Raw genomic sequence first — 25,310 nt, forward strand, 5'->3', positions numbered from 1 at the left:
CCCACCGCAGCAGTATCGGTCACATCGATCGTTGTCGTGTCAGACATCAAGTGCCACTCCTTGATTCGGAGTTACACCGTTGTTTTTACAGTCCCCCGGCGTAGGGCGACGACCAGTTATTTCCTCGTGAGGCGCTGGGCAAGCCATGACTCTGCGTTGCGGAGAGCGGCGGTGGCCATGCCGGTCGGGCGGGAGGTGAAGGCGTGAGTGGACTCGGGGTAGACGCGGATGTCCACATCGTTTCCCGCTGCGGAGAGACGGGCCGCCATAACCAGGTTGTCTTCGAGGAGAAGATCGAGAGAGCCGACCATCAGTAGGGTGGGTGGCAGGCCGGTGAGATTGCCGTAGAGCGGCGATATGTCCGGGTTGGTTCGGTCGGAGATGTGGCCGGCGTAGGCCTGGATGAAGTACTCGTCGGCGTAGAGCTTGCCGCCGGGAGATTGCCCGCTGAGGTCGTAGGCGCCGAACTGCAGGACGGCACCGGCGAACCGATCGGCCAGGCGTCGGTCACGCAGTCGCAGCAGGGTGGTCATGACCAGAGTGGATCCCGCGGATGCGCCACCGATCGCCAGATCCGTTGTCCCGAACAATGATTCCGCCTGGTCCAGGAGCCAGAGCGCGGCGGTTTCGCAGTCGTCGGGGGCGGCGGGCCAGGGATGCTCCGGCGCCAGGCGGTAGTCAACGCTCACCACTGCTACGCCGAGGGCGTCGGCGAGGCGAGCATTACGTTCATCCCCGCCTGCCGCCGAGCCGAGATAGAAGCCACCGGCGTGGATGTCGAGATAGGCGGCTCGGATCTCGGTTTCCCGAGGGACCGTGATCCGCACCGGGACTCGACGGGCGCCCGTTTCGGCGATGTGCTCGGTAGCCCTGGTGCTCACTTGCGGCAGGGACATGGCCTGTCCGTCCCGCACCTGCCGGAGCTCCTCGAAAGTGGCCGGGCCCGCGACAGGTTTCGAGGCTGCGTTGAGCTGTCGGCTTTCCGCGATGTGAATGCCGAGTTCCTCATCGATCAGCCGCGTGAGTCCGATCTCCACGTTCCTCCTGTTCACAGCCGTGTACCGCGTGAATGTCAGCGGCACATCGCCGCACCCGAACACCCTCGCATCGATCATGAAGATGCAATCAGGCCCTGCACCGGACATCAAACAACCGATCCACCTGCCGCCCACAACATTTGGTTGTGCGCCGCACCGAATGCGGCCCTACTGCGGTTGCTGGAAGCCGCCGATCTTCTCTTCGAGCAGTTCGGCCAGCCGCAGCGGGGTGCGGTCCTCGTACATCGGGCCGATGAGCTGAACGCCCACCGGCAGCCCCTCGGCTGAGAGTCCCGTCGGGATGGCGGTGGCGGGCAGGCCGGGCATGGTTGCCACCCCGGCCCAGACAAGCTGGTCGCCGAACGGGTGTGCGACGCCGTCGATGTCGATGTGCCGTTCGCGCAGGTCGGCGTCGTGGTCGTGCGGGAACGCGGGAGTCGGCGTGATCGGACACACGACGACATCGAACTCGCCGAAGAGCTGCCGCCAGCTCTGGCGGTGGAATTCGCGGCGGGTGTTCGCCTCGATCCATTCGCGGTGGCTGAAGACGGCGCCGCGCACCCAGGCCACCTCGGAACCCTGTGCGTCCGCGGGCAGTCCGGCGGCGACCGTCCGCACCTGCTCGTATTGCTCTGCCTGCATGCGTGCCGCGAGGTTCGAAACCAGCAGCTGTGTATAGAGGGTCGCGGCTTCGGTGAGATCGGGCAGCAGCGGACTGTGCCGTTCGACGCGAGCGCCCTCGGCGATGAGCGCGTCGGCGACCCGGTTCAGCCCGGCCCGCACGGCCGAGCCGGTCGGGATCACCGGGTGCTCGTCGATGATCAGGATGCGGAAGTCCGACAGCTTCTCGTGGCGGGCGGCCGGCAGAGCCAATTCGTATGCGACACCGAGGGTCAGCGGGTCCGGTCCGGCCATGACGTCGAGCAGCAGCGAGAGGTCCCGTGCAGTGCGCGCCATCGGACCGACCACGGCGAGATCGATCTCGGCCGGCAGTGCCGGTGCGGGCGGCGGCACCATACCGCGCGTCGCCGCCAACCCGAGGGTCGGCTTGTGCGCGTACACGCCGCAGAAATGCGCGGGATTACGCAGCGAACCACCGATATCGGACCCGATGGACAGCGCGCCGAACCCGGCAGCCAGGGCCGCCGCCGATCCACCGGAAGAACCACCCGGCGAACGCCCGAGATCCCACGGATTGTTGGTGGTGCCGTAGATCTCGTTGAAGCTCTGCAGATCCTGCAACATGAACGGCACATTGGTCTTACCGAGCATCACCGCACCGGCAGCCTCGAGCCGCGACACCTGGACCGCGTCCTCGGCCGGCACATAATCCCGGAAAGCGGGCATACCCCACGTCGTGGGCAGCCCAGCCATGTTGTAGGACTCTTTGACCGTCACCGGAATCCCGAGCAGCGGCCGATCCTCCCCTCGCGCCCGCGCCTCGTCGGCCCGGCGCGCAGCGGCTCGTGCCCGATCGAAGTCCGGCACACAGATCGCATTGATCGCCTTGTCGTCCCGCTCGATCCGCGCGATAGCCTCCTCGGTCAATTCGACCGAGGTAACCTCACCGCCCCGCATTGCCGCTGAAAGCTCTTCCGCCGCACGAAAACTCCACTCCATATGCCCGACCCTACCGACGCATGGCGGGCGGCCGACCCCATAAACGTCACCAACGATCCGTCGAATCTCCGCCTCGATCGGCACCCGCCGGCCATCAAACGCGCCCAACCGCAGGTCACAGCGTCTACGGTGGGTCGTTCTCCCTGGTCGAGGGCACGGAATACCGCGTCACACAACCGGATAGGTGTCTCATCCCTGGACGTGATTCCGCGTGATCACCCAGAACCAGCCGGATCAGACAGCGCAATAAGCGGCAAGGTCGTCCCAACGTGCCACTGCCGACTCTGCCAGAATGCAGGTTATGAGCGCGGGGTACGCAGGACTCATCGTCTGGGATGTCGACGGCACTCTGATTCCAGCCGACCTGCGATGGCTCCGGAGAGCTGTCGCGCGCACCTACGCCATCGCGGAGGACACTGTCGTTTTCCCGACGGCACGCGTACACGGCTACACCGATGAGTCCATCGTGGTGGACACCGCTCTCGCATCAGGTATTTCGCCGGAGATCGCGGAAAATGGGGTCCGAGGCTTCCATCAGGAACTGGCCCACGTGATGGCGGAGGGCGAGGAAGAGCTGGCTCGGGATCAACCCGCGTATCCGGGCGCGGCCGCAACGATCGAGGCCCTGAACGCGCGCGGGTTCGTCCAGACTGTGCTGACCGGCAACCTGCGGTCCGCGGCCGAAGTCAAGCTCCGAGTCACGGGGCTGAACCTGCATCTCGACTTGGACATCGGAGCATTCGGGTCCGACGCGAGGGACCGATTCGATCTACCTGACGTGATCGCCAAGCGATTTCCGACCAAGTACGGCAATGAGTTCAACCCCGCACGAACCGTTGTCATCGGTGATGCCCCCAACGACATCGCCTGCGCGCGGCACGCGGGATTTCATGTCATAGTCGTGACCCATCGAGCAACCCGTGACGACCTCACTCAGCACGCGCCGGACGCGATCCTCGATGCGCTGCAACCAGCGTCGGTTGTTGCCACCGCGCAAGCGTTGGTCGCTGGAACCACCGGCCACCGGGGTCATTGAGCGGTCATCGCCGCGACACGCCGCTCGAGTTCGCGAACCTGCCGCTCCGCCCTCCAGGGCGTCAAGCGCTCGATAGCCCGCTGAGCACGCTCGATGCCGCGCTGATTGCCCATCGCCATCAGGCTCTCGTAAGTCTCGCCGATCAATCGGCACCCCTCTCCGAGTTCGCCATCGAGAACGTAGGCACTGGCGAGGTCGACTCGGGCAGCCAGCGCGACATTTCGGTCTTCCTGCCCGGTCGCCCGCAATGCGGCTTCGAGCGCGGCTATCGCCTTTCGTGGCTCGTTGAGAAACAGCCAACAAGTTCCCTCGTACACATGTAAGCGCGCCGCGTTCCAGTCGCTGAACAACCCGGTTCGGTCTACCTCGCCGATTTCGTCCACCGCGCGATGAGCCATCGCCAGGGCATTTCGGCATTCACGGGCCAGCTCCAGCACCGCATAGCCCTGTGCCTGCTCCGCCGAGATCCTCGCCCGAGCGGCCGGCGGCAAGATGTTGCCGAACGCGGCGGCCTCCCGCAACATTCGGAGACCGATCACGATGTCGCCATCCGGACCCAACAACGTGGCGGCGTCGGATCGCAGGTTGCTTTCGAAGATCCGCGCGATCCCGCCCACCGGCACTCGCCGAGATCGAGGAGCTGATGAAACGCGATCGCCCCGAGGAAGCGATCGTCGAATTCTTCACCGCAATCAGTGATTCGGCTCGTCCGCCCACCGCGCTCGAGCCGATCGCCCGGATACTCGCTCACCGCGCCACCGGTCTGGTCGCCGACCTCGAATGTTTGACGGCAATGGAGCCCGACCTGAGCCGCTGGTCGAACCTCGACATACAAACCCTGCTACTCGCCGGCGACAACACGGACTCCTACGGCAGGAAGAGCATCGACCTGCTGCGCGCAACGCTTCCGAACGCGGACCTGGTGATGCTGGCCGGACAGGGGCACCACCCCGATGATCCCGCCGCGGTGGCTGCGGCATTGTCCGAATTCTTCGGCTGACGTCATGCATGAGTTGCGGCAGGCTGGCACGACTGGCCGCGGCGAAAACCGTTGCGTTGCCGACCCCGGTCACAACTGACGAATGTTCGTAAGACACGGGCACGACACGGTGAAGAAGCCCGGACAGAGCGCTTGTTCTGTCCGGGCTTCGAGTTCCTGGTCGGGATTGGGGTCGGCGCCGAGGAGGGTGGCCCCGGGCGCATTCCGTCAGGCGGCGTCGAGGGCTGCGGTGATCTTGCGGGCCATGTCGGTGACGGTGGGGGTGGATCCGGTCTTGTGGGTGGCGGCTTCGATGGCGACGAGGACGGTGGTGCGGAAGTTGGCGGCCTCGGCCGGGGAGTGGTTGGCCAGCAGGGTCATTGCGGCGGTCAGGGCGGGGAAGACCTGGTCGGCGAGGGCGGCAACGGACTTGGACTCGAGGCGGACGCCGGTGGACTTTTCGGCGAGGACGTGGCCGACCAGGCCGGTGGCCGAGCCGAGTGCGATGCTGCCGGCGGTGGCGGCCTTGTGGGGCGAGCCGCCGGCGGCGTCGGCGGCCGAGATCAGGGAGACGGCGCCGTAAGCGGCAGTGCGGAGGGTCTGCTTGTCCTGGGCGGTCAGGGTGGCGGTCATGGTGGGCTCCTCGGTTCGAGTTGCGGTGTTGTTGACGTGAATTACTTTCGCCGGGGCCGCTGACGTCGAACTGATACCGGCCTGACACGCGCGCTGACACAGCGTCCGGCCGATTCGGTGCGTGGATGGCCGGGTCGCTCCGGCGCCTCGATAGTCCTGCCGATTCGGTGTCTGAAAATCGGCGGTGCGGAAAATACTGGTCAGTGGGTTGATTGCGGACCGATAGCCCGCCCAGCAGCGCGGATTGGCATACACTTGCGCTGCAAGGGCGTTCGGATCGTTATCTCGGTCCGAATGTGGGTGACGGACCCGGGGGTGAGGGTTTTGACACGGCCCATTCGGGTGCTGATGACAGGGTCGGAGTGGTTCACGGCCGCTCATGGGGGTCTCAACCGATACTTCACGGATCTATACGATGCACTGACGCGCGACACTCGAATGAGTGTCGGCGCAAGGGCTTTCGGAGATGGACCGCTCGGCGCGGGGTCATGGGGACCCACCGGCGGGTCGACGCTCCATCGAGCGCGCACCGCGTTTCTGGACCGGGACACGCTCACTCGCGACACCGTGATCGATCGGCATTTCTGCTTGTACGGGCCTGCGGCGGTACGAAATCCGCTGGTAGTGCACTTTCACGGACCGTGGGCGGCCGAGAGCCGGCTGGCCGGAGATGGCCAGCGGGCCGTGCGCGCCAAGTATCTGGTCGAGCGGCTGCGGTATGCCAGAGCGGATCGGTTCGTCGTGCTCTCGCAACATTTCGAAAGGTTGCTGGTCGGCGACTACAGAGTGCGGCCGGACCGGGTTCGGGTAATTCCGCCAGGTGTGGACCTGGAGCGTTTCACCACCTCGGAGCCCGAGGCCGACACCGGAATCGTGCTGTGCGTGCGGCGATTGGAGAAGCGGATGGGCATCGACGTGCTCATCCGCGCCTGGTCCGACGTGTCGGCCCGGCATCCGGACGCCCGGCTGGTCATCGTCGGAACCGGGACCGCCGAGGCCGAATTGCGGTCGCTCGCCGCCGACCAGCCGTCGATCCGATTCACCGGGTCGGTGTCCGACGCGGAGCTCACCGACCTGTACACCCGATCCGACCTGACCGTGGTCCCCTCCCTCGCACTGGAGGGATTCGGCCTCATCGCCTTGGAATCCCTCGCCGCCGGACGCCCGCCGATCGTGTCCGATTGTGGTGGATTGCCCGATTCTGTCCGGGATTTGGACGCCACGCTTCTCGTCCCGCCGGGCAATGCCGAGGCCCTCGCGGCCCGCATCGCCGCGGCCCTGGACGGCTCCCGGCCCGCCGCGAAACAATGCCGCGCCCACGCGGAGAAATTCTCCTGGGCCGTCGCGGCCCGGCGGCACCGGGATCTCTACGCGGGGCTCGTCGGCTGATGGCACCGCTGAAGGCCGTATTCCTGGCGCACACCGCCGCCCCCTCCGGAGCCGAACTCGCGACACTGCGTCTGCTCTCGGCCATGCCCACCGGGCGGACCGCCGTGCTCTACACCGAGGACGGCCCGATGCTGCGCCTGATGGCCGCGCGCGGGATCGAGACCCGCGTTGTCACCAATAGTTTCGACTCCCGCGCCATGACCATCGACAAGGCCGGAATCCGCAGCCTGCTCATGGGCGCGACGGGCCTACTGCGTCTCGGCTGGACACTGGGCGCGACAGTCCGCGACCTGGACGCCACCGTCCTGGTCGCGGGCAGCACCAAAGCAATGCTCATGGGCGCGGTCGCCGCCCGCCGAGCCCGGGTCCCGCTGGTCTGGCATGTGCACGACCGGGTTTCGCGCGACTACTTCGGCCGCGTGCTCGCCCTCGTCATCCGAGTGCTGGGCTGGGTGGTGGCCCGCGGCGTGATCGCCAACAGCCGCGGCACCCTGGCCTCGCTGTACACCTGGCGGCGAGCGGCCGTCGTCGCCTATCCGGGCGTCGAGTTCCCACCCGACAACGAGACCGCGGCAGACGAATCCGCGCTCTCCCGCGAATCGCGCCCCCAGGAACAACGCCCCGCCGGCGAGACCATCATCGCCGTCGTCGGCCGCCTCGCCCCCTGGAAGGGCCAGGATCTGTTCCTGCGCGCCCTGGCCGATGTGAAAACCCTCCCCCGCGAGGTCTTCCTGGTCGGCGGCACCTTCTTCGACGAGGAGCCCTACCGCGCCGAACTCGAGGTGCACGCCACTGCCCTCGACCTCCCGGTCACCTTCACCGGCCACGTGGACGACCCGGAATCCTATCTGCGCCACGCCGATATCCTCGTGCACTGCTCGGTGCTGCCCGAGCCCTTCGGCCAGGTGGTGGTGGAGGGCATGCGGGCGGGCTGCGCGGTCATCGCGACCCGCCCGGGCGGACCGGAGGAGATCGTGGAGCCGGGGGTGAACGGCCTGCTGGTGACGGCCGGCGATCGCGCCGAGCTCACCCGTGCCCTGGACACTCTGATCGCCGATCGAGAACTGCGTGTCAAGCTCGCCGATGCCGCGTGGGTGCGATCCCGCGATTTCGACGTGGCCGAGTCGGGCCGGATCGTGACCGACTTCCTGACCGGTCTACCCGGAAAGCGGTGGCGGCGTGGATGATCCGACCGATCCGCTGCCGGCCTATGACCCGCCCACCGAGCGGATGGAGGCCCTCGACACGCTGGGCCGGTTGCGGCAGCGCCGCCACATGCGGCACGGGATTCCGGAGGTCGACCAGCAGCCCTCCGCCTTCGAGCACGACGCCCGCAGCGATTCCGGTCCGGCCGGTCCACGGCAGGGCCGCGCCGGACCGAACGGCCACGAGAACGGCCGTGGCACAGTGTCGTTCGACGAGACCCGGGCCGCCCGCTATGCCGCGCCCTCCCGCGGTCCGGTACTCCCCACCTTCTACGGCGATCCGGTCGAACCACCCACCGTGCGACTCCCGGTCACCCGCCCGGCGCGCGATGCCACCGGCGCCTACCGACAGGCCGCTCCCGACGGCGAATCCCACACCGCCACAGATCATTCCGAGGCCAACGGTAAGCATCGCAAGGAATCGTCCTCCGGCCTGGGCGGTATCGGCAGTATCATCCGGGATATCGGACTGGTGACGTTCGGCAAGTACGGCCAGTACGTCATCACCCTGGTCACCGTCCCGCTGCTGGCCCGCATGCTGGGCCCGCACGGCACCGGCCTGCTGGCCATCGGCATGTCGTCCTACTTCATCGGCTCGCTGCTCGTGGATCTGGGCGTCACCTCGTTCCTGGCCGCCAAAGTGCCCGAGGACGATCCGGGCCACCTGGAGGTGAACCGCCTGCGCGGCACCTACCTCGCCATTCGCGCAACCACCCTGAGCCTCATCGGCGTAGCGCTGCTGGCCAGCCTCGCGATCGGGGTGTCCCCCAAACTGCACATGGTGCTCCTGGGCCTGTTCGCCGGTGGCTTCTGGTCGATCTCGGAGGACTGGCTGCTCATCGGCCAGGGCAGGTTCGGCAGCTCCACCATGTATCAGGGCGTGGGCCGCATCGGATATCTCGGCCTGCTCGTCGGACTGCTACCCCGATTCCCCAGCGCCTCCATGGCCGTGCTGTGCCTGCTGGTCTCCTCCATCGCCACGGTCGCGCTGACCTGGTGGGACTCCTTCCGCAAGTTCGGCCCGCCCGCCCGGCCCTACGGCGTGCGGGCCGTCCTGCGCATGGCCGCGCCGATTTTCACCTCCCGGTTGCTGGTCACCGGCTACGGCCAGGGCTCGGCGGCGGTGTACGGCGCGGTGCTGGAGGCGGCCTCGCTGGGCCTGTATTCCGCGGGCGACCGGCTGGTCCGCGCGATCCAGTCCACCCTGGACCCGATCGGCTTCGCCCTGCTCCCCCGCATGGCCCGCCGCAGCGCTCATGATCAGTTCTGGCGCAATCAGATCCAGATGCTGATCGGCTGTGTGACCCTGGCCTGCCTGGCCGTGGCGAGTGTCTGGGTGATGACCCCGATGCTCATCCACCTCATCTACACCCACGATTTCGACGGCGCGATCCCCATGCTGCGCGTCGAGATTCTCATCCTGCCCGCCACCACCATCACCTCGTACGTGACCACCGCCGTGCTGCCGGTCAAGCAGGACACCATCGGCGTGCTGATCGGCGCGATCATCGGCACCTGCGTCGCCGCGGTGGCGCTGGCGGTCGCCGCCCGGACCGGATCGGTCTGGACCCTGGTCTACGGCACCGTTTCCGCGGAAATCAGTGTCGCGCTGTGGTACATCATCCGAGTGCGGTGGCTCATGGTCAGGGAACGGGCCGGCCGCGGCGGGCCGGTCGAACCTGCCACCGCGCTGCTGACCAAGGGGGATTTGGCGTGAAAGTACTTTTCGTCGGGGATGACTGGGTGGGCAGTAACGCACGCTCACTCGCCGACGGATTCCAGCAGGCCGGGCACGAGGTGGTGGTGGTCGACACGACCCCGGTCACGCTGCCCGCACGGCTGTCGCCACCGTGGGTGTACTCGAAGATCGCCCATCGGCGAGCGCCCTGGGACGTCGAGGCACTGCATCGCGAGATCGATAGTGCTGCTACCGAATTCGCGCCCGATGTGCTGCTCGCCTTCAAATCGGTGCACCTGGACCAGCAGCGGCTGCTGAGCGCCCCGGCTGGTCTGCATGTGCACTACAGCCCGGATGACGTGTCCAATCCGTACAACACCAGCCCGGAATACTTGGCACACGAAGCCGAATGGGACCTCATCGTCACCACCAAGTGGCACAACGTTCCCGAGCTGGCCGCGCGCGGCGCCCGGCACGTGAAATTCGTCCGCAGCGCGTACGATCCGGCCCTGCACCACCTCACCGCCCGCCGCACCGTCCGCAACTATCTGGTCGGTTTCATCGGTGCGGTGCGCCCCGACCGTCAAGACCTCTTGATCTCGCTGGCCCGGGAACACCACGGGGACATGTTGTTACGCGGCCCCGGCTGGCGGCGCGTGCGCGCGCTGTGGCAGACCGGCGCCGATGTCGGCGGCGCGGTCTACGGCGAGAACTTCTCCACGGCGGTAGCCGCGGTCACCGCGAACCTGGTGCTGCTCAATTCCGACAATCGCGACACCCACACCTGTCGCACCTTCGAAGTCCCGGCCGCCGGTGGCCTCTTCGTCGGCGAACGCACCGACGAGCACGCCGAACTGCTCCAGGACGAGGAGGAGTGCTACCTGTTCTCCGGCCCGACCGAGCTGCGCGAGATCCTGCGCCGCTGCACCAAGTACCCCGATCAGGTCGCCAAGGTCGCCGAGGCCGGTCATCGCCGCATCGTGAACGGCGACCATCGGTATGTGGACCGCGCCCGCGAGATCATCGACGCACTGGCATGAGCAGTCGCGCGCGCACCAGGTCGCACAGTGTAGCCGCGCGAAACGCTGCCCACGCCCGAAACGGCGCAACGGATTTGCCGCGCCGACGGCGAAAAGAACGGCCACGCAAACGGGTAACGCCCCGGCCCGCGGCGCGAACATACGGGTGATGGGAGAGTGATGGCCTCCGCACACTTCGCTGTAGTCCTCGTCGCCGCCGCGCTGGTGACGATCGTCGTGGCCGCGATGTTCCTGCCCGGTGTGGCCCGGGTGTTCCTCATCGCGCAGACCGCGCACTGGTCGCTGTCGTATATTGCGCGGCCGGTGGTACTGCTGTGGGTGCAGCCCGTCCCCAGTTACGGCGACAATGTGCCCGATCCGCGGCTCTACGAGTACGGCTACGACGGCGGCATCGCCGCGGTGCTGCAACCGGTCATCTTCGGACTCTGGGTCTACACCGCGCTGATCGTCGGCTACGTGCTGTGGGTGCGACTGCGCCCACGCGACACCAGGCCGCGCGTAGCGCCTTTCGCGGGCGAGCCCATCTTCACCCAGACCCTGTTCCTGCTCTACGGCGTCGGCACCCTGGGCCGGCTGGCGGCCTATGCCACCGGCACCACCGGCAAGGCGGGCGAACTGGAGAGCCCGAACCCGCTCATCAACCTGGTCACCATTCTCGCCACGCTCGGCGCGGTCGGCCTGATCGTGTTCTACCGCAACGAGTCCGGCCGCACCACCGCGCTGGTGGTCGGCGCGCTCACCTGCGGCGAACTGGTGTGGACCGCCACCGTGCAGTCCAAGACCCCGATCATGGGCGCGGCGCTGGCCATCGCCGTGCGCTTTGCCATGACCGGCTGGACGCGCGTCAAGGTGGTCGGCGTGCTGAGCATCACCGGCCTCGCCATCGGCGGCTTCGGCTGGCTGCAGTCGCTCAAGACCGATGCCGCCGCCAAAGCCGAGGCGGCCCAGGTGGATGCACAGTATCCGACGGTGGTGCACCCGTTCCTGAGCATGCTGCGCCGCTTCGACCTGCTCGAGGCGGCCACCGACTCCTGGTTCGCCGGGCCGAGTTCCTGGCTGACGCCGAGTCAGGTGGCGCAGCACACCGTGCAGAGCCTGATTCCCACCCAGCTACTGGGCGCGGAGAAGTTCCGGTCCGGCGCGGCCTGGGCCGAGCAGGTGCGCGGGCGCTCGGTGGACATGTCGACCGTGGAGGTGTCCCTCGCCGAGGGCAATATCAACGAGGGCTACGTGCTGGGCGGCTATATCGGTGTCGCGGTGGGGGTCACGATCACGTTCGTGCTGCTGATGATCTGGATCCGGGCCCTCTACAGCAGGTACCTGGCCATGGCGATCCTGGGCCTGTCGGTGATCGAGGTCCCGGTCCTGTTCGAGCGCGGCATCCTCGGCACCGTCGAGATGCTCGGTAAATATCTGCAGGCCGTGGTGCTGGCATGGCTGGCGTATCTGGTTGTTGGTGAATTCCGAAGACGGATGGAACAGCTGCGGGGGGCACCGATTCCATCCGGGAAAACGAGGACAGCGCAATGGATTTGATCGACTACTGGCGGCTGCTGCGGCGGCGCTGGCCGATAATCGTTGTCGCGGTGGTGATCTGTACGGGGGCGGCGTACGGATACGCGAGCACGCTGCCGACCGAGTACACGGCGTCCAGTTCGGTGTACGTGTCCATGGCCACCGGGACGTCGGTCAACGACTCCTATCAGGGCGGACTGGCCGCGCAGCAGCGCGTGCGCTCGTATGTCGATCTGGCCTCCAGCGTCACCGTCGCCACCTACGTGCACGATCAGCTGGGCCTGAAGAGTTCGGTGAACGACCTGCGCGGCCGGATCACCGCGGTCTCGCCGCCGGCCAGCACGATCATCATCATCACGGTGAAGGACTCCACCGCGGCCGGGGCACGCACCCTGGCCGACGAGGTGGTCTCCCAGTTCCGGGCGCTGGTGTCCCGGCTCGAGGTCACCCAGAGCGACGCCGCGCCCGCCGCCCGCGCGGAGGTCATCGACAAGGCCCAGACGCCCAGCCAGCCCAGCGGACCGCAGAAGAAGCGCTACTACATCCTCGGCGTGCTGGCCGGACTGATGGTCGGCCTGGGCGCGGCGATCGTGCGCGACAAACTCGACAAGCGGGTGCGCACCTCCACCGAGCTGGAAGCCTTTCTGCCCGTGCCGATTCTGGGCATCGTCGACGACGGGCGGCCCGGCGCGGCGGGTGAGCTGCGCCGGCTGCGTACCCGGCTCACCGAGGATCCCGAGCTGGTCAGCCTGCTGCTGACCTCGCTGTCGCCGCACTCCGAACCGGATGTGGCGATCGGGCTGGCCCGCACCTTCGCCGATACCGGCGCGCGGGTGGTGCTGGTGGACGCCGACACCACCGGGCACGGCTCGTCCCGGCGCAGTCCGGCGGCCGCGGCCGCGGGACTCTCGGAGCTGTTGCGCAACAACGCGACTCCCGCGGGCACCGTGATGGCCTGGCCGGAGGTGGGGATCAGCGTGCTGCCGCTGGGCGGCGTGGATTTCCGCACCCCCGACCTGCTGGACTCCGAGCGGTTCAGCGACATCATGTCCAAGCTGCGCAGCGAATTCGACCACATCGTGGTGGAGGCCGCACCCGTCACCGCGGCGGCCGACGCCATCGCGCTGGCGCGGCGCGTCGACGCCGCCATCGGCGTCATCGAGCTCGGGCAGACCACCTCCAATCAGGTGCGCGGGGCGCTGGCCACCTTCGGCCACGACAACAAGCGAATGATCGGCACGGTCGTCTTCTCACGGCCGCACCGCAGCGTCGGCGAACTCGTCAAGCATCCGCTCGATCTGGTGAAACGGTGATCGAGGAGGACGGGGGGACAACGGACAACCGGCCGGAGGCCGCCGTGCGCCGCCGGCGGCTGCTGGCCGCCGGACTGGGGGCGGCGGCCATCCTGCCGGTCGCGGCGGCGTGCGCGAAAACCGATTCCGGCGCAACGGAATTCCGTTCGCCGCATGTCACCGATCAGCCGTCGGCCCGGAATGTGAAGGACTTCGGCGCGGTCGGGGACGGGAAGGCCGACGACACCGACGCCTTCGCCAAGGCCGCCGGGGTCAGCGACAAGCCGCTGGTGCTCTACATCCCCGCCGGGCAGTACACACTGAAGAAGTTCCCGGCGCTCGCCGACTATGCGACCGTGCTGGGCGACGGGGCCGATGTCACCACCATCAACTACGAGGGCGATGACACCTTCATCGCACTGCAGCGCAAGCAGCGGGTTCGCTTCTCCCGCCTGGGTTTCTACTTCTCCGGCCCCAAGGCCACCGCGGTGCGGCTGTCGGAGTGCTTCCGCTGCACCTTCGATTCGGTGGTGCTGCGCGGCAACCATCTCAGCGACAACGCGCCCCGATTCCAGGACCAGCGGGGGCTGGTGCTGGATCAGAACACCGGCGGCACGACCGTCATCAATTCCGATATCAACAATTTCGGGTACGGGATCGTCACCTCGTGCATCCAGAACTATGTGACGTCCTCGAAACTCACCAACAATCACATCGGGGTGCTCGGCACCGGCGGCGACCACAATGCCGGATTGGCTTTGGCCAACGTGGAATTCGTGTCCGACAACGATCCCAAGACCACCGACAAGCATCTGGTGGTGGACGGCCCCGCGAACGACTGGTGGCTGACCAACGTGTGGTTCGAAGGGGCCGATACCGCGCTGTCCATCGGCGGACCGGCCGGCGGGCCCGCCCAGTTCGGTCTGGTCAACTGCAAGGTGGCCGCGCGCAAGGTGTGCCTGGACCTGGTCCACTGCCGCCAGCCGTACCTGGCCAATGTGCAGTTCGACCCCGATCTGGACGCGCCGCCCATCGAGGTGCGAGTGGATCCCAAGGGCGTGGCGGAGGGCACGGCCGTCAACCTCATCTCCGGGTCCTTCGAGGACGTGGATCCCAGATCGTTCCCGGACGGCTGGCACGTCATCGGGCGCGGAGCCATCCACGGCGCTCGCTTCGCCGGGACCACGGTGGCGCAGGCGAGTCAGCCCGATGGCGACATTTTCCAGGTCCAGGACCGGGACGGGACCGTATTGTCGGCCGTATTGAACAGTGGGGCTTATCTTTCCGATCGCAGCGAAGGGGGCATCGTGTTGAAGGATTCGGCGGGCACGTACTGGCGGCTGTCGGTGGGCACGGACGGTGCGGTCAAGACCTCGTCGCTGGGCAAGCAGCGACCGCACTCGTGAGGGGCGCACCTGCTCGACTTCGACTGGGCCCGGCGCGGCTGCACGGCAGCACCCTGCTGCTGCGGCTGCCGCGCTTCGCCGACTACCAGGAGTGGCGACGGCTGCGGGTGCGCGATCGCGCCTTCCTGGAACCGTTCTGGCACACCTCACCGCTGGACTGGGACACCCGGCACAGCGAGAAGGCCTGGGTGCGTGAGTGTCTGGAGGCGGCGACCAATGCCCGCACGGGGCGGCGGATCGCCACCGTCATCGAGATCGACGGCCGCTTCGCGGGGCAGGTGGAGATCGGCAATATCGATCCGCAGGCCCGGCAGGGCGAGATGGGAATCTGGATCGACGCGCGGATGGGGCGGCACGGATTCGGCGGGATCGCGGCGGGATTGATTCTCGACTTCAGCTTCGAGGTGCTGGGGCTGGAGCGTATCAATGCGCCCATCTCGCCGGGGAACGCGGCGGCCACCAGTGGCGCGGTGCAGATCGGGTTCGTGCGCGAGGGGCGCATGCGGCTGCACTTCGATGTGGGCGGGGCGCGGGCCGATCACGATCTGTGGTCGATGACGCGGGCCGAGATCCCGCCCAAGGGATTCACCGAGATGTGGACCGAGCGCACCCTCGAGCATCGGACCGCGCCGCCGGACGAACCGGCCGGCGCACCCGATACGAACGGAATACCCGATACCGCAACCATTTTCGTGGTCCTGGCCCGCTATCGTGCGGGCCAGCTGTGGCGGGCCGCCCGGCAGGCGCTGCCCGCCCGGCCCGTCACGCTCCGGCTGACCGGGTACGACCGGGTGACGCTGCGCAGCCCGCGGCCCTCGGACGGCCCGGCCCGCGCGATCGCCCGGCGTAACGGTGCACCCTCGGCGATCGACGGAACCGATAGCACCGGTCCGTCCTGGTGGCGCGAATTCGCCCGCAGCACAGCGGGAGTGCGCTCCCCCGCCGGTCTGCTGCTCGTCCTCGACGCCGCGGGCGCCTACGCCGGGGAGGCCCGGCTGTTCGACCTCGACATGTTCGATCGCAATGCCCGGATGCACATCTGGGCCGATCCCGCCCACGCCGACGACGGAGTCCGCCTGGCGGCAACCCGGGCCCTGCTGGCACACGCCTTCGACCGGCTCGGACTGTTCCGCGTATACACGGCCGTCGCGGCCGGGGATACCGCATCGGCCGCGGTCGCCGCCTCGGCGGGACTGCACAAGGAGGGAACCATGCGCAGCTACACCGGACTCGACGGGCACCGCGGCGACCACGAACTGTGGGCCATCACAGCCGGGGGTGCCGATCATGCGTGACTACCTGCGCAGTGCCGCCCTGCAGGCGCGCCTGCACGATCTGGTCCCGGGCGGGGCGCACACCTACGCGCGCGGCGCGGACCAGTATCCGGAGGCCATGGCCCCGATCCTGGTGCGCGGCAAGGGCGCCCGGGTATGGGACGCGGACGGCAACGAGTACGTCGAGTACGGCATGGGGCTGCGCTCGGTGACCCTCGGCCACGGGTTCGCGCCGGTGGTCGAGGCGGTCGCGCGCACCATCGCCGACGGGGTCAACTTCTCCAGGCCGACCGAGCTGGAACTGTTGGCGGCCCAGGACTTCCTCAGCCTGGTGCCGGGCGCGGACATGGTGAAGTTCGCCAAGAACGGCTCCGACACCACCACGGCCGCGGTGCGGCTGGCGCGCGCGGTGACCGGGCGAGAGGCGGTGGCGATCTGCGCGCAGCCGTTCTTCTCGGTCGACGACTGGTTCATCGGCACCACCGAGATGAACGCGGGGATACCGGCGGTTCCAACGGTGGGATTCCAGTACAACGACCTGGCGTCGCTGGAAAAGGCCCTACGCGGCACCGCGATCGCGTGCGTGATCCTCGAACAGGCCACGGCCCTGGCCGAGCCCACGCCGGGCTTCCTGGAAGGCGTACGCGCGCTGTGCGACCGGCACGGCGCGCTGCTCATCTTCGACGAGATCATCACCGGGTTCCGCTGGTCCGCCGGTGGGGCGCAGCGGATCTACGGCGTGACGCCCGATCTGTCGTGCTGGGGCAAGGCCATGGCCAACGGGTTCCCGCTCTCGGCGCTGGCCGGCAAACGCGAGTACATGGAGCTGGGCGGGCTGCGCACCGACGAGGACCGGGTCTTCCTGCTGTCGACCACCCACGGGCCGGAAACCGCGTCCCTGGCCGCCTTCCGGGCCGTCGTGCAGACCTACCGCGACACCGATCCGGTGGCGCGCATGGAGGAATCCGGCCGCCGCCTCGCCGCCGGCGTCAACGCCATCGCCGCGGACCTCGGTATCGGTGATCATCTCGAGGTGGCGGGCCGGCCCTCGTGCCTGGTGTTCCTCACCCGGGACCCGGAAGGCGTTCCCTCCCAGCCGTATCGGACGCTGTTCCTGCAGGAGCTGCTGGATCGGGGTGTGCTGGGGCAGTCGTTCGTGAACTCGGCCGCGCACACCGACGCCGATATCGACCACACCATCGACGCCTGCCAGTCGGCGGCCAAGACCTACCGCAAGGCCCTCGAACAGGGCACAGTGGACGGCCTGCTCGCCGGACGGCCGGTGGCTCCGGCGCTGCGGCGCACGGCGGCACCGCGTCGTCTCGCGCCGTAACCCAGTCTCGCGCCGTAACCCAGTGTCGCGCAGTAACACAGGAGCTGTGATGTCCGCACCCCGGATCGCCCTCGTCCACGAGCGATTCACCGAATACGGCGGCTCCGAGGCCGTGGTCGCCGAGTTCATGAAAACCTGGCCCGGCGCACCCGTTTTCGCGCCCATCGCCGACGCGGAGTGCACGCGCGCACTCTTGACGGCGGCAGGCCCCTCGATCCGAACGGGATCGGCGGCAACCGGACTCGTGTACGACACCTGGCTGTCGCGCGCCTACTCGGCGAGTGGGCGGCGGTCGCATGCGCCGCTGCTGCCCTTCGTGCCGGGGACGCTGCGCAATCTTCCGCTCGACGGCGACTACGACGCGGTGGTGGTGAGCCATCACGCCTTCGCGACCCAGGCGGTCTTCGCCACCACCGCACCGGTGATCGCCTATGTGCACAGCCCGGCCCGGTGGGCCTGGGACAGCGCGTTCCGGGCGCGTGAGGCCGGAGGACGGGCGGGCCAGGCCATTCTGATGGCCTTGGGTGCGCTGGCACGGCGCAACGAACTGCGGGCCGCACCGCGGCTCGCCCACGTGGTGGCGAACTCGCAGGCGGTGGCCGATCGGGTGCGGGACTGGTGGGGATTGCCCGCGTCGGTGGTGAATCCGCCTGTGCGCGTGGACCGTTTCTCCCCCGACCCGCGCATCGACCGGGAGGATTTCTTCCTCTTCGCGGGCCGGCTGGTGCCCTACAAGCGACCCGATCTCGCCATTCGCGCCGCCCGCGAGGCCGGGGTGCGCCTGGTGATCCTCGGCGACGGCCGCTATCGCCGTCAGCTGGAGGCGCTGGCGGGCACGGAGACCACCTTCCTGGGCGCGGCCTCCGACGACGTGCTGCAGGACATGTACCGCCGCTGCCGGGCCCTGCTCATGCCCGGCGTGGAGGACTTCGGCATCGTCCCGGTGGAGGCCATGGCCTGTGGCGCGCCGGTGCTCGCGGTCGGCGAGGGCGGGGCCCTGGACACCGTCGTGCCCGGCATCTCCGGCGAACACATCCCGACCGGTTCCGATGATTCGGTGGTGGCCGGATTCGCCCGGGTGATGCGCGATTTCGACCCGACCGCCTATCCCCCCGAAACCGTCCGCAAGCACGCCATCACCTTCTCCCCCGAGGCATTCCGCAGCCGAATCGCGGACGTTGTGTCGCGCAATTCCCGCTGACCGACTATTCATTGAATCCGAACGGATTCGAGAACAGCGGAACAGGGTGAGGCAGTGGGTGGTGTCGGAGCGGTATCCGGCGCGCTGGTGACCGGTGGGGCGGGGGATGTCGGGCGCGCGGTGGCACGGCGACTGGTGGACGCCGGGCGGCCCGTGTGGGTCGCGGATGTCGATGCCGAGGGTGCGCGTGCGTGTGCGGCGGAGCTGGGGCCGGAAGCCACTGCGCTGGAACTGGATCTGACGAGCACGGAGAGCATCGAAGCGGCCGTCCGGACGGTCGGCGGGCGGGTCTCGGCGATCGTGCACTGTGCCGGGGTCGCCGTCGTGGGACGGTTCCTGGACAGCGGGACCCTCGCCTGGGACCTCATGTTCCAGGTGAATCTACGCGGGCCCATGCGCCTGACCCAGCTGCTGCTGCCCGGCATGCTCGACACCGAGGCCGCCCGGATCGTGTTCGTCTCCTCCGACGGCGCGCGAGCCGGCGCCTTCGGTGAAACCGTCTACGCCGCAACCAAATCCGGCCTGTTCGGTTTCGCCAAGTCCCTCGCCCGGGAGGTGGCCCGCGACGGCGTCACCGTCAACGTGGTCTGCCCCGGACCGCTGGAGGGCCGCATGGTCGCCCACACCATGGCCGATCACCCCGAAACCCTCACCGCCCTCGAAAAATCCATCCCCCTCAAACGCCTGGGCCGACCGGACGAAGTAGCCTCCCTCATCGCATGGCTGGCAAGCCCGGAAGCCAGCTACGTCACCGGCCAGCTGATCAGCGTCAGCGGCGGCATCACCATGCAGTAGGAGTTGCCCACATGCCCTCTCTCCCCCTCGTCGACGCCCACATGCACCTGTGGGACACCGGTGCGCATGCGTGGTATCCGGGCCTCGCGAGATTCGCCGACGCCGGACGACCCGACATCGCGCAGAACTTTCTACCGGCCGACTTCGATCGGGGGCTGGGAGGGATCGAGGTGGCCGGGCTGGTGCACGTGTCGGCCACCACCGCGCCGCATGCCTATCTGGACGAAACCCGGTGGGTGGACGGCATTGCCGCGGCGGGTTCGCGGCCGTTCGCGATCGTCGGGGCGGTCGATCCAGCACTGCCGACGACCGAGCTGATCGCGCACCTCGACCAGCAGGCCCGGACCGAACGATTCCGCGGGGTACGGGTTTTCGAAGGACTGTCGCCGAATACGCCTGCGGCGGACGCCCTCGCGAGCTGGCTGCAGGAGCACGACGCGGTCTTCGATCTGGTGACCGAGCCCGGCGAGATTCTCGACTGGATCGACTTCCTGGCCGGGTACCCGGAGCTGCGGGTGGTGCTCGAACATCTGGGGTTCCCGCAGGGGCATTCCTCCGAGGCCCGCTCCGCCTGGCACAATGCGATCTCCCTGGCGGCCAAGGAGACTCAGTGGCTGTGCAAGCTGTCGGGATTCGGGCTCATCTGCCGGGACCTGACGTGGGCGTCGCTCGAGTACTGGCTGGAATCGAGTGTGGCGCTGTGGGGGTGGCGGCGGCTGATGTTCGCGTCCAACATGCCGGTGGATTCGCTGGCCGGGAGCTACAGCGAGCTGGTCTCGGCGATCGACCACATCGTCACCACCGACGCCACCGATCAGGAGGCGGAGTTCTTCTACCGGGCCAACGCGCTCGACACCTATCGCCTGAAATAGGCGACGCGACGCGGCGGGCCACCCGGTGCCCGCCGCGCAGTGCACGGGCTGCGTTGTGCCGCTGAGCAGTTCGCGGCCGGGGCAGACAACCGATCAGTCGCTGCCTTCGGGACTGTGGACCAGATGTCCGCCGAGGATCGTGTGCGTGGGCTCGAGGTCGCGCAAGGCTTCGGTCGGACCGGCGGCAGGGTCGCGGTCCCAGACGGTGAGGTCGGCGAGGCGGCCGGGAGTGACCGTGCCGCGCAGGTTTTCCTCGCGCATCAGGCGGGCTGCGTTCGTGGTGTGCAGACTGACCGCCTCGTCGTAGCTGATCGCGTACTGCGGACCCTGAACACCGATGACCGTCTCGCGAGTCATCATGCCCCAGACCGAGCGCATGGCGCCGAATTGGCCGACGGGGAAGTCGGATCCGCCGGTCACCAACGCGCCCTGATCGAGCCAGCCACGCGCGGGGAACAGTTCGGCCACCCGTTCCGGCCCCCAGTATTCGCGCTCGACCTCGGCGGTGTCGTGTAGCAGCGGCTGCTGGATCGTGACGGGGACGCCCAGGGCGACCGCCCGCGCGCGCTGCTCGGGCCCGGCCAGACCACCGTGCTCGATGACGAGGCTGCCCGGCGCGAGACCCGGATTGTCCTGCAGCACACACTCGTACACGTCCAGCAGCACCCGCACGGCACGGTCACCGTAGGCGTGGGTGCCGACCCGCCAGCCACGACGGACCACCGTGTTCACGGCCTCTACCAAGGCGTCGGGCTCCCACATCAGCACACCGGAGAAGCTGTGGTCGCAGGCATAGGGCTCCTCGGTGGCGCCCGCTTCCAGGCCGCCGTCGATGCCGAACTTCATGCCCCACAGCTGAAGCCGAGGGTCGGCCTCGTAGCGGAACTCCTCCATACGATCGAGCGCGTCGTTCAGCGCTGCCGCGGTGGTCAGCCCGAAACCGGCGATCAGCGCGCGCACCCGGGTATTGAGCATGCCCTTGTCATGGGTGGCCTTCAGCAGGTCGTAGTCGGCGAAGGACACCGCGCAATCGCGGACGGTGCCGATGCCCGTGGCCGCGTACCGACCGCTGGCCAGGCGCAGTCCGTCGATCCGCCGCGCCCGATCCTCCTCGGGAACGAACCGTTCCACCAGGGGCATGGCACTGTCGATCAGCCGGCCGTTGAGTCGCCCATCGGGACCACGGCCGATCACGCCACCGTGCGGGACCGGGGTGTCCTCGGTGATCCCGGCCAGACGCAGCGCGACGTTGTTGACGACATCGTTGTGGCCGCCACGCTTCACCAGCACCGGGTGCCGGTCGGTGGCCTGGTCGAGTTCGTCCGCGGTCGGCATCCGGCGTTCCGCCAGATTGAGCTCCTGCCAGTTGGTTGTCGTGCGGATCCACTGGCCGGGAGGAGTCACCGCGGCCCGCTGCCGGATCAGCTCCAGGAACTCGGGGATGGTGCGAGCTCGGTGGACCGGGACGTCGTGCGCACCGTGCGCGGCGAAGATCAGGTGGGTATGGGTGTCGTCGAAGGAAGGCAGCACCGTGGACCCGGGCAGGTCCAGGACCTTGGTGCGGTCGCCGACGACACTGTCGAGTCCCTTCGGGTCCCCGGACACGGCGACGATACGGTCACCGAGCACCGCCACCGCGCGCTGCGGGGCTCGGCCGGGCACCAGTGTGTGCACCGCCGCGGCCCGGATCAGCAGGTCGGCACCGTGATCAGCCATGGTTCTCTCCCAGTTCGACTCGACGTTCGTCCGTGAACGGCGGCACGAGGACTCGGGACGCGACCAGCGCCTCGTCGCCCGCACCGCCCTGACCACACAGTGGTACGCCCGGAAGACGGATACACCACCATGAAATGGGCATTCGGGCAGAAAACGCGACATGGATAATGCTTATGATGCGGAATATGCGACGCGAACTCGAGGAAACGGATCGTCGAATCGCAGCCGTGCTCATGGCCTCCCCGCGCGCGTCCTGGCGCGAGGTCGCCCGCTGCCTGGGCTTGTCGGAACGAACCGTTGTCCGTCGGGCCGCTCCGCTCTATGCCGACGGGACGCTCCGGGCCACCATCGTCCGCAACCCGGCCCACTTCCCCGGAGTAGTGCCGGCGACGTTGCGTATCCGATGCCGCCCCAACAGGATTCGCCAGGTCGCCGCCGCGCTCGCCCGGCGCCGGGACACGATCTGGGTCGACATCCTCGGCGGCGGGGACGAGATCTCTGCGGTCTTCTTCCTCGCCGATCCCGAGAGCCGGAACAATCTCCTCCTCAGAGACCTGCCCGCCACCGACGCCGTGGACTCCTGGACCGCGTACACCCTGCTGCGCGTCTTCCACACCACCTTCCGCTGGAACGCCGGCCTGCTCACCCCCGAGGAAGCAGCCCACCTCGGCCCCGTTCCACGGACGGAGCGACCGGCGCCACTCGACATCGACGACGCCCTCATCGCGGCGCTCACCGAGGACGGCCGGATCACCTATACCGATCTCGCCGGTCACGTCGGCATCAGCGCGCTCGCCGCCCGCCGGCGCCTCGATGCGCTGGTGCGGGGCAACGTCATTCGCCTGGCGACCGAGATCGACCTGGCACTGCTCGGCGCACACGCCGAAGCGCTGCTGTGGATCAGCGTGCGGCCCAGCGCTCTCGAGACGACCGCCGAAACCCTCGCCGATCATCCGCACGTCCGATTCGTCGCCGCGACAACCGGTCCGGCCAACCTCCTGGTCGCGCTGGCCACCACCGACCTGGCCGGTATCTACACCTTCCTCACCACCACGCTCGGGGCGCTGAGCGGAATCACCGCCATCGACACCACCCCGATCCTGGCCACCGCCAAACGCACCGGCCTCGCCCGGCGCACCACCGGCACACCCGCCTGACGAGTCCGGAACACGCGGCACGCCAACAGGGTCATCCAGCTATCGGCTCGGCAGTGAGCGCGGCAGGCCGAAGCGCGGGAGCACGCCGGCGTCGAATCGGGTCATCCCGCTGATCCGCCCGTCGGTGAGGGTGAGGACGTAGAGGCCGGTGGCGTGGCTCATGCCGTCCGGACTTCGAAGATAGGCGCCGAATGCGGGCTGACCATTGGCACCAGGCGCTCAGCAGGGTTTCCTGCAGCGCGTCCTCGGCGATGGGAACCGGCTCTTCGACCGGACCAACACCGCAAAACCCATGCGCCTCATCGAAACCCGGCAAGTCGGCGACGGACTGGTCTACTACGCCTACGAATTCCTTCGCAACGCCTGAGCCAACGCCGAACGGCCCAGCTGCCACACCTGCAGCTGGGCCGTTCGCAGAGCTCGGGACGGCAGTCGCATCGCCGACGTTCACAAGATCACTCGTGGCCGACGGTCGGCCCCTGTGAGTGACGCTGCGGCGCCGCCCAGCCCGTTATGTCCTGTACCGGAACAGGATTCGGCCTCGGTTGAGGTCGTAGGGGCTCAGTTCCACGAGTACGCGGTCTTCCGGGAGGATCTTGATGTAGTTCTTCCGGATCTTGCCGCTGATGTGCGCGAGGACCTGGTGGCCGTTGGCGAGTTCCACGGTGAAGGTGGCGTTGCGCAGGCACTCGACCACGGTGCCTTCGATTTCGATTCCTTTGCTGGTCTTGGTCATCGCAGCACCAGTTCCAGGTTGCTGTTCACGCGGCGGGCGCCGATGCCCTCGAAGAGGGCGGTGGCCGCGGCGTTGGATTCCTTCACCTCGGCCGAGGCGGTGGTGATGCCGCGAGCGTGCAGCGCGCCCAGGGTGTGGGCGAGCATGGCCCGGGCGATGCCGCGGCGGTGCTGATCCGATCGCACGGCGATCAGTCCGATCCGGGGCAGACGGGTCACCTGCACCACGCGGAGCAGACCGGCGTAGCGGTCGGATTGTGCTGCTGCCACGTATTTCGACCGGTCCACGATGGTGTCACCGTCGGGTCCGCGCAGAATCTCGACCGGCATGTCCTGCCAGCCGACCGTCGCCGCCACCTCGTCGCGGATGACCCGGTCCACGGCACGCAGCGGTTCGTCCGCCGCGTGCCCGGCCGGCACGATCGTGATATCGGGCGGCGGGGCCACCCTGTGCAGACCGGTGCTGCCGGGATCGGTGGGAATCAGGTACTCCCATTCCCGGCGGCCGGTCGTGAAACCGGCTCGCGCCCAACGGGACAGCAGTTCGGAGTCGTTTTCGTCGACCACGGTGTACAGCGGCCTGCGCAGGGTGGCGAGCATGGCGGCGGCGAGTCGATCGAACATCGCGTCCTGCCAGACGTCGATGCTGACGAACAGCCGTCCATCGGGCCGGGTCGAGACATCGCCGTACCCGACCACCAGGTCGTTGTCCACGGCTTGCCACTGGGTCAGCGTGACCCGGGTGATCGCGGCGGAGTCATCAGCACGCGAAGAGATATCTGAAGTATTCATCGTCGTCACCTTTCGGGATTGCCTTGTCAGGCAGGCGCTCCCGGCGACAACTACAGCGTTCGCCCATCCGTGACGACGAGAGGGAGCACCCACATCGGTACTGTGCACATGGGTCTCACCTCCTTGCGTGATGTCACGGTAGGCAGCAGGTTAACAGACCGAACCCCGGTCGACGCAATGTATTTTCCGGCACCACCGGGTGCCGAAGATCATCTCAGCGGCGGGATCGCCTGCTCAGGGCGCCCACCACCCAGCCGATGGCGAACGTCACCAGCAGCACCAGCCACATGGGCGAACGGATGGTCATCAGCAGGAATTCGATGTCCACCCGGTGCCGGTTCTCGGCGATGAAGATCACCGCCAGCACGGTGAGGATGATCGCGATCCACTGCTTCATCGAGATCTTCGACAGCGGTGAGGGTTTGGATGTTTCGGTCACCGGGTCCTCCTCCTGATGGGCGCCGCGGGCGACGCGGCAGACCAGGCCTCCGACGCTAATCGCCCCCATCGGACGTTTGCTGCAACTTTGCCGCGATTCGCCCGTTTCGTTATCCAAACCGCGGTTACCTTCTCGCGGCGGCCCGCGTCATAAGGGTTGGCGACGG

The 25,310-nt window shown here is 68.0% G+C and carries 26 protein-coding genes; 17 read left to right on the top strand and 9 right to left on the bottom strand.

Going from position 1 to position 25,310, the window contains the following annotated elements; translation table 11 throughout:
* Nucleotides 1-116: 116 nt before the first annotated feature.
* Nucleotides 117-1,037 carry an alpha/beta hydrolase gene (locus tag ACIRRA_RS36235; protein WP_402777696.1) on the bottom strand — a complete coding sequence of 307 codons (921 nt, stop codon included), beginning with the start codon at nt 1,035-1,037 and terminating at the stop codon, nt 117-119.
* Between the two features lie 168 nt (nt 1,038-1,205).
* A complete protein-coding gene (locus ACIRRA_RS36240; protein WP_402777699.1) occupies nt 1,206-2,657 on the bottom strand; it encodes an amidase in 1,452 nt (483 codons plus the stop codon).
* Between the two features lie 301 nt (nt 2,658-2,958).
* Here ACIRRA_RS36240 and ACIRRA_RS36245 point away from each other — a divergent pair, with 301 nt between their 5' ends.
* A complete protein-coding gene (locus ACIRRA_RS36245) occupies nt 2,959-3,693 on the top strand; it encodes an HAD family hydrolase (protein ID WP_402777702.1) in 735 nt (244 codons plus the stop codon).
* Here ACIRRA_RS36245 and ACIRRA_RS36250 read toward each other — a convergent pair.
* Nucleotides 3,687-4,310 carry a hypothetical protein gene (locus ACIRRA_RS36250; protein WP_402777705.1) on the bottom strand — a complete coding sequence of 208 codons (624 nt, stop codon included), beginning with the start codon at nt 4,308-4,310 and terminating at the stop codon, nt 3,687-3,689. The genes ACIRRA_RS36245 and ACIRRA_RS36250 overlap by 7 nt on opposite strands.
* A gap of 26 nt (nt 4,311-4,336) precedes the next feature.
* Between ACIRRA_RS36250 and ACIRRA_RS36255 the strand changes: the two genes are divergently transcribed.
* Complete coding sequence (locus ACIRRA_RS36255; RefSeq protein WP_402777707.1) at nt 4,337-4,693, top strand: alpha/beta fold hydrolase; 357 nt, start codon at nt 4,337-4,339, stop codon at nt 4,691-4,693.
* Nucleotides 4,694-4,900: 207 nt separating this feature from the next.
* On the opposite strand, the gene ACIRRA_RS36260 is transcribed toward ACIRRA_RS36255, so the two are convergent.
* A complete protein-coding gene (locus ACIRRA_RS36260) occupies nt 4,901-5,305 on the bottom strand; it encodes a hypothetical protein (protein WP_402777710.1) in 405 nt (134 codons plus the stop codon).
* Between the two features lie 348 nt (nt 5,306-5,653).
* On the opposite strand from ACIRRA_RS36260, the gene ACIRRA_RS36265 reads away from it, so the two are divergent.
* The 12 genes from ACIRRA_RS36265 (at nt 5,654) to ACIRRA_RS36320 (ending at nt 20,305) form a co-directional block, all read left to right on the top strand.
* Nucleotides 5,654-6,694, top strand: a complete 1,041-nt coding sequence (locus tag ACIRRA_RS36265) for a glycosyltransferase family 4 protein (protein WP_402777993.1) — start codon at nt 5,654-5,656, stop codon at nt 6,692-6,694.
* A complete protein-coding gene (locus ACIRRA_RS36270) occupies nt 6,694-7,881 on the top strand; it encodes a glycosyltransferase family 4 protein (protein ID WP_402777713.1) in 1,188 nt (395 codons plus the stop codon). Before ACIRRA_RS36265 ends, ACIRRA_RS36270 begins: the two co-directional genes overlap by 1 nt.
* 451 nt (nt 7,882-8,332) lie before the next feature.
* Entirely contained in the window at nt 8,333-9,616 is a 1,284-nt protein-coding gene (locus tag ACIRRA_RS36275) for an oligosaccharide flippase family protein (protein WP_402777996.1), read from the top strand.
* Nucleotides 9,613-10,617 (top strand): glycosyltransferase, encoded by a 1,005-nt coding sequence (locus ACIRRA_RS36280; RefSeq protein ID WP_402777716.1) that lies wholly within the window; start codon nt 9,613-9,615, stop codon nt 10,615-10,617. The genes ACIRRA_RS36275 and ACIRRA_RS36280 overlap by 4 nt, the downstream gene beginning before the upstream one ends.
* A 159-nt stretch (nt 10,618-10,776) precedes the next feature.
* The gene (locus ACIRRA_RS36285; RefSeq protein ID WP_402777719.1) at nt 10,777-12,153 is read left to right on the top strand and encodes a hypothetical protein; all 1,377 of its coding nucleotides are present in this window, start codon (nt 10,777-10,779) and stop codon (nt 12,151-12,153) included.
* The gene (locus ACIRRA_RS36290; protein WP_402777722.1) at nt 12,144-13,445 is read left to right on the top strand and encodes a Wzz/FepE/Etk N-terminal domain-containing protein; all 1,302 of its coding nucleotides are present in this window, start codon (nt 12,144-12,146) and stop codon (nt 13,443-13,445) included. The genes ACIRRA_RS36285 and ACIRRA_RS36290 overlap by 10 nt, the downstream gene beginning before the upstream one ends.
* Nucleotides 13,445-14,830, top strand: coding sequence for a glycosyl hydrolase family 28-related protein (locus tag ACIRRA_RS36295; RefSeq protein WP_402777998.1), 1,386 nt, complete (start codon nt 13,445-13,447; stop codon nt 14,828-14,830). Before ACIRRA_RS36290 ends, ACIRRA_RS36295 begins: the two co-directional genes overlap by 1 nt.
* Nucleotides 14,827-16,125: a GNAT family N-acetyltransferase gene (locus ACIRRA_RS36300; RefSeq protein ID WP_402777725.1), complete on the top strand. Its 1,299-nt coding sequence runs from the start codon at nt 14,827-14,829 to the stop codon at nt 16,123-16,125. The genes ACIRRA_RS36295 and ACIRRA_RS36300 overlap by 4 nt, the downstream gene beginning before the upstream one ends.
* A complete protein-coding gene (locus ACIRRA_RS36305) occupies nt 16,118-17,437 on the top strand; it encodes a glutamate-1-semialdehyde 2,1-aminomutase (protein WP_402777728.1) in 1,320 nt (439 codons plus the stop codon). Before ACIRRA_RS36300 ends, ACIRRA_RS36305 begins: the two co-directional genes overlap by 8 nt.
* Nucleotides 17,438-17,486: 49 nt before the next feature.
* The gene (locus tag ACIRRA_RS36310) at nt 17,487-18,638 is read left to right on the top strand and encodes a glycosyltransferase (RefSeq protein ID WP_402777731.1); all 1,152 of its coding nucleotides are present in this window, start codon (nt 17,487-17,489) and stop codon (nt 18,636-18,638) included.
* Nucleotides 18,639-18,692: 54 nt separating this feature from the next.
* Entirely contained in the window at nt 18,693-19,433 is a 741-nt protein-coding gene (locus ACIRRA_RS36315) for an SDR family NAD(P)-dependent oxidoreductase (protein WP_402777734.1), read from the top strand.
* An 11-nt stretch (nt 19,434-19,444) separates the two neighbouring features.
* Nucleotides 19,445-20,305: an amidohydrolase family protein gene (locus ACIRRA_RS36320; RefSeq protein ID WP_402777737.1), complete on the top strand. Its 861-nt coding sequence runs from the start codon at nt 19,445-19,447 to the stop codon at nt 20,303-20,305.
* A gap of 93 nt (nt 20,306-20,398) precedes the next feature.
* Here ACIRRA_RS36320 and ACIRRA_RS36325 read toward each other — a convergent pair whose 3' ends face one another.
* Nucleotides 20,399-22,021 (bottom strand): amidohydrolase, encoded by a 1,623-nt coding sequence (locus ACIRRA_RS36325; protein ID WP_402777740.1) that lies wholly within the window; start codon nt 22,019-22,021, stop codon nt 20,399-20,401.
* Here ACIRRA_RS36325 and ACIRRA_RS36330 point away from each other — a divergent pair.
* Together ACIRRA_RS36330 and ACIRRA_RS36335 are read left to right on the top strand one after the other, a co-directional pair.
* Nucleotides 22,020-22,154 carry a hypothetical protein gene (locus ACIRRA_RS36330; protein ID WP_402777743.1) on the top strand — a complete coding sequence of 45 codons (135 nt, stop codon included), beginning with the start codon at nt 22,020-22,022 and terminating at the stop codon, nt 22,152-22,154. The genes ACIRRA_RS36325 and ACIRRA_RS36330 overlap by 2 nt on opposite strands.
* A gap of 52 nt (nt 22,155-22,206) precedes the next feature.
* Complete coding sequence (locus ACIRRA_RS36335) at nt 22,207-23,178, top strand: Lrp/AsnC family transcriptional regulator (RefSeq protein WP_402777746.1); 972 nt, start codon at nt 22,207-22,209, stop codon at nt 23,176-23,178.
* Between the two features lie 39 nt (nt 23,179-23,217).
* On the opposite strand, the gene ACIRRA_RS36340 is transcribed toward ACIRRA_RS36335, so the two are convergent.
* On the bottom strand, nt 23,218-23,340 hold the full coding sequence (locus ACIRRA_RS36340) for a hypothetical protein (RefSeq protein ID WP_402777749.1): 123 nt from the start codon (nt 23,338-23,340) through the stop codon (nt 23,218-23,220).
* Between the two features lie 43 nt (nt 23,341-23,383).
* Between ACIRRA_RS36340 and ACIRRA_RS36345 the strand changes: the two genes are divergently transcribed.
* Nucleotides 23,384-23,545 carry a hypothetical protein gene (locus ACIRRA_RS36345; protein ID WP_402777752.1) on the top strand — a complete coding sequence of 54 codons (162 nt, stop codon included), beginning with the start codon at nt 23,384-23,386 and terminating at the stop codon, nt 23,543-23,545.
* Between the two features lie 144 nt (nt 23,546-23,689).
* Here ACIRRA_RS36345 and infA read toward each other — a convergent pair whose 3' ends face one another.
* The 3 genes from infA to ACIRRA_RS36360 form a co-directional block, all read right to left on the bottom strand.
* On the bottom strand, nt 23,690-23,914 hold the full coding sequence (infA, locus tag ACIRRA_RS36350; protein WP_040862769.1) for a translation initiation factor IF-1: 225 nt from the start codon (nt 23,912-23,914) through the stop codon (nt 23,690-23,692).
* Nucleotides 23,911-24,705, bottom strand: coding sequence for a GNAT family N-acetyltransferase (locus tag ACIRRA_RS36355; RefSeq protein ID WP_402777755.1), 795 nt, complete (start codon nt 24,703-24,705; stop codon nt 23,911-23,913). Before ACIRRA_RS36355 ends, infA begins: the two co-directional genes overlap by 4 nt.
* Before the next feature lie 214 nt (nt 24,706-24,919).
* Nucleotides 24,920-25,144 (bottom strand): hypothetical protein, encoded by a 225-nt coding sequence (locus ACIRRA_RS36360; RefSeq protein ID WP_402777757.1) that lies wholly within the window; start codon nt 25,142-25,144, stop codon nt 24,920-24,922.
* Between the last annotated feature and the right edge of the window lie 166 nt (nt 25,145-25,310).

Origin of the sequence: Nocardia sp. NPDC101769, assembly GCF_044766925.1 — a bacterium.
In the GTDB taxonomy this organism is placed as follows: Bacteria; Actinomycetota; Actinomycetes; order Mycobacteriales; family Mycobacteriaceae; genus Nocardia.

Excerpts from the sequence above, each read along its gene's own strand:
- ACIRRA_RS36240 (WP_402777699.1), bottom strand. The coding sequence starts at position 2,657 with ATGGAGTGGAGTTTTCGTGCGGCGGAAGAGCTTTCAGCGGCAATGCGG.
- ACIRRA_RS36245 (WP_402777702.1), top strand. The coding sequence starts at position 2,959 with ATGAGCGCGGGGTACGCAGGACTCATCGTCTGGGATGTCGACGGCACT.
- ACIRRA_RS36255 (WP_402777707.1), top strand. The coding sequence starts at position 4,337 with ATGAAACGCGATCGCCCCGAGGAAGCGATCGTCGAATTCTTCACCGCA.
- ACIRRA_RS36260 (WP_402777710.1), bottom strand. The coding sequence starts at position 5,305 with ATGACCGCCACCCTGACCGCCCAGGACAAGCAGACCCTCCGCACTGCC.
- ACIRRA_RS36265 (WP_402777993.1), top strand. The coding sequence starts at position 5,654 with ATGACAGGGTCGGAGTGGTTCACGGCCGCTCATGGGGGTCTCAACCGA.
- ACIRRA_RS36270 (WP_402777713.1), top strand. The coding sequence starts at position 6,694 with ATGGCACCGCTGAAGGCCGTATTCCTGGCGCACACCGCCGCCCCCTCC.
- ACIRRA_RS36285 (WP_402777719.1), top strand. The coding sequence starts at position 10,777 with ATGGCCTCCGCACACTTCGCTGTAGTCCTCGTCGCCGCCGCGCTGGTG.
- ACIRRA_RS36290 (WP_402777722.1), top strand. The coding sequence starts at position 12,144 with ATGGATTTGATCGACTACTGGCGGCTGCTGCGGCGGCGCTGGCCGATA.
- ACIRRA_RS36305 (WP_402777728.1), top strand. The coding sequence starts at position 16,118 with ATGCGTGACTACCTGCGCAGTGCCGCCCTGCAGGCGCGCCTGCACGAT.
- ACIRRA_RS36310 (WP_402777731.1), top strand. The coding sequence starts at position 17,487 with ATGTCCGCACCCCGGATCGCCCTCGTCCACGAGCGATTCACCGAATAC.
- ACIRRA_RS36320 (WP_402777737.1), top strand. The coding sequence starts at position 19,445 with ATGCCCTCTCTCCCCCTCGTCGACGCCCACATGCACCTGTGGGACACC.
- ACIRRA_RS36330 (WP_402777743.1), top strand. The coding sequence starts at position 22,020 with ATGGTTCTCTCCCAGTTCGACTCGACGTTCGTCCGTGAACGGCGGCAC.
- ACIRRA_RS36325 (WP_402777740.1), bottom strand. The coding sequence starts at position 22,021 with ATGGCTGATCACGGTGCCGACCTGCTGATCCGGGCCGCGGCGGTGCAC.
- ACIRRA_RS36335 (WP_402777746.1), top strand. The coding sequence starts at position 22,207 with ATGCGACGCGAACTCGAGGAAACGGATCGTCGAATCGCAGCCGTGCTC.
- ACIRRA_RS36340 (WP_402777749.1), bottom strand. The coding sequence starts at position 23,340 with ATGAGCCACGCCACCGGCCTCTACGTCCTCACCCTCACCGACGGGCGG.
- infA (WP_040862769.1), bottom strand. The coding sequence starts at position 23,914 with ATGACCAAGACCAGCAAAGGAATCGAAATCGAAGGCACCGTGGTCGAG.
- ACIRRA_RS36355 (WP_402777755.1), bottom strand. The coding sequence starts at position 24,705 with ATGAATACTTCAGATATCTCTTCGCGTGCTGATGACTCCGCCGCGATC.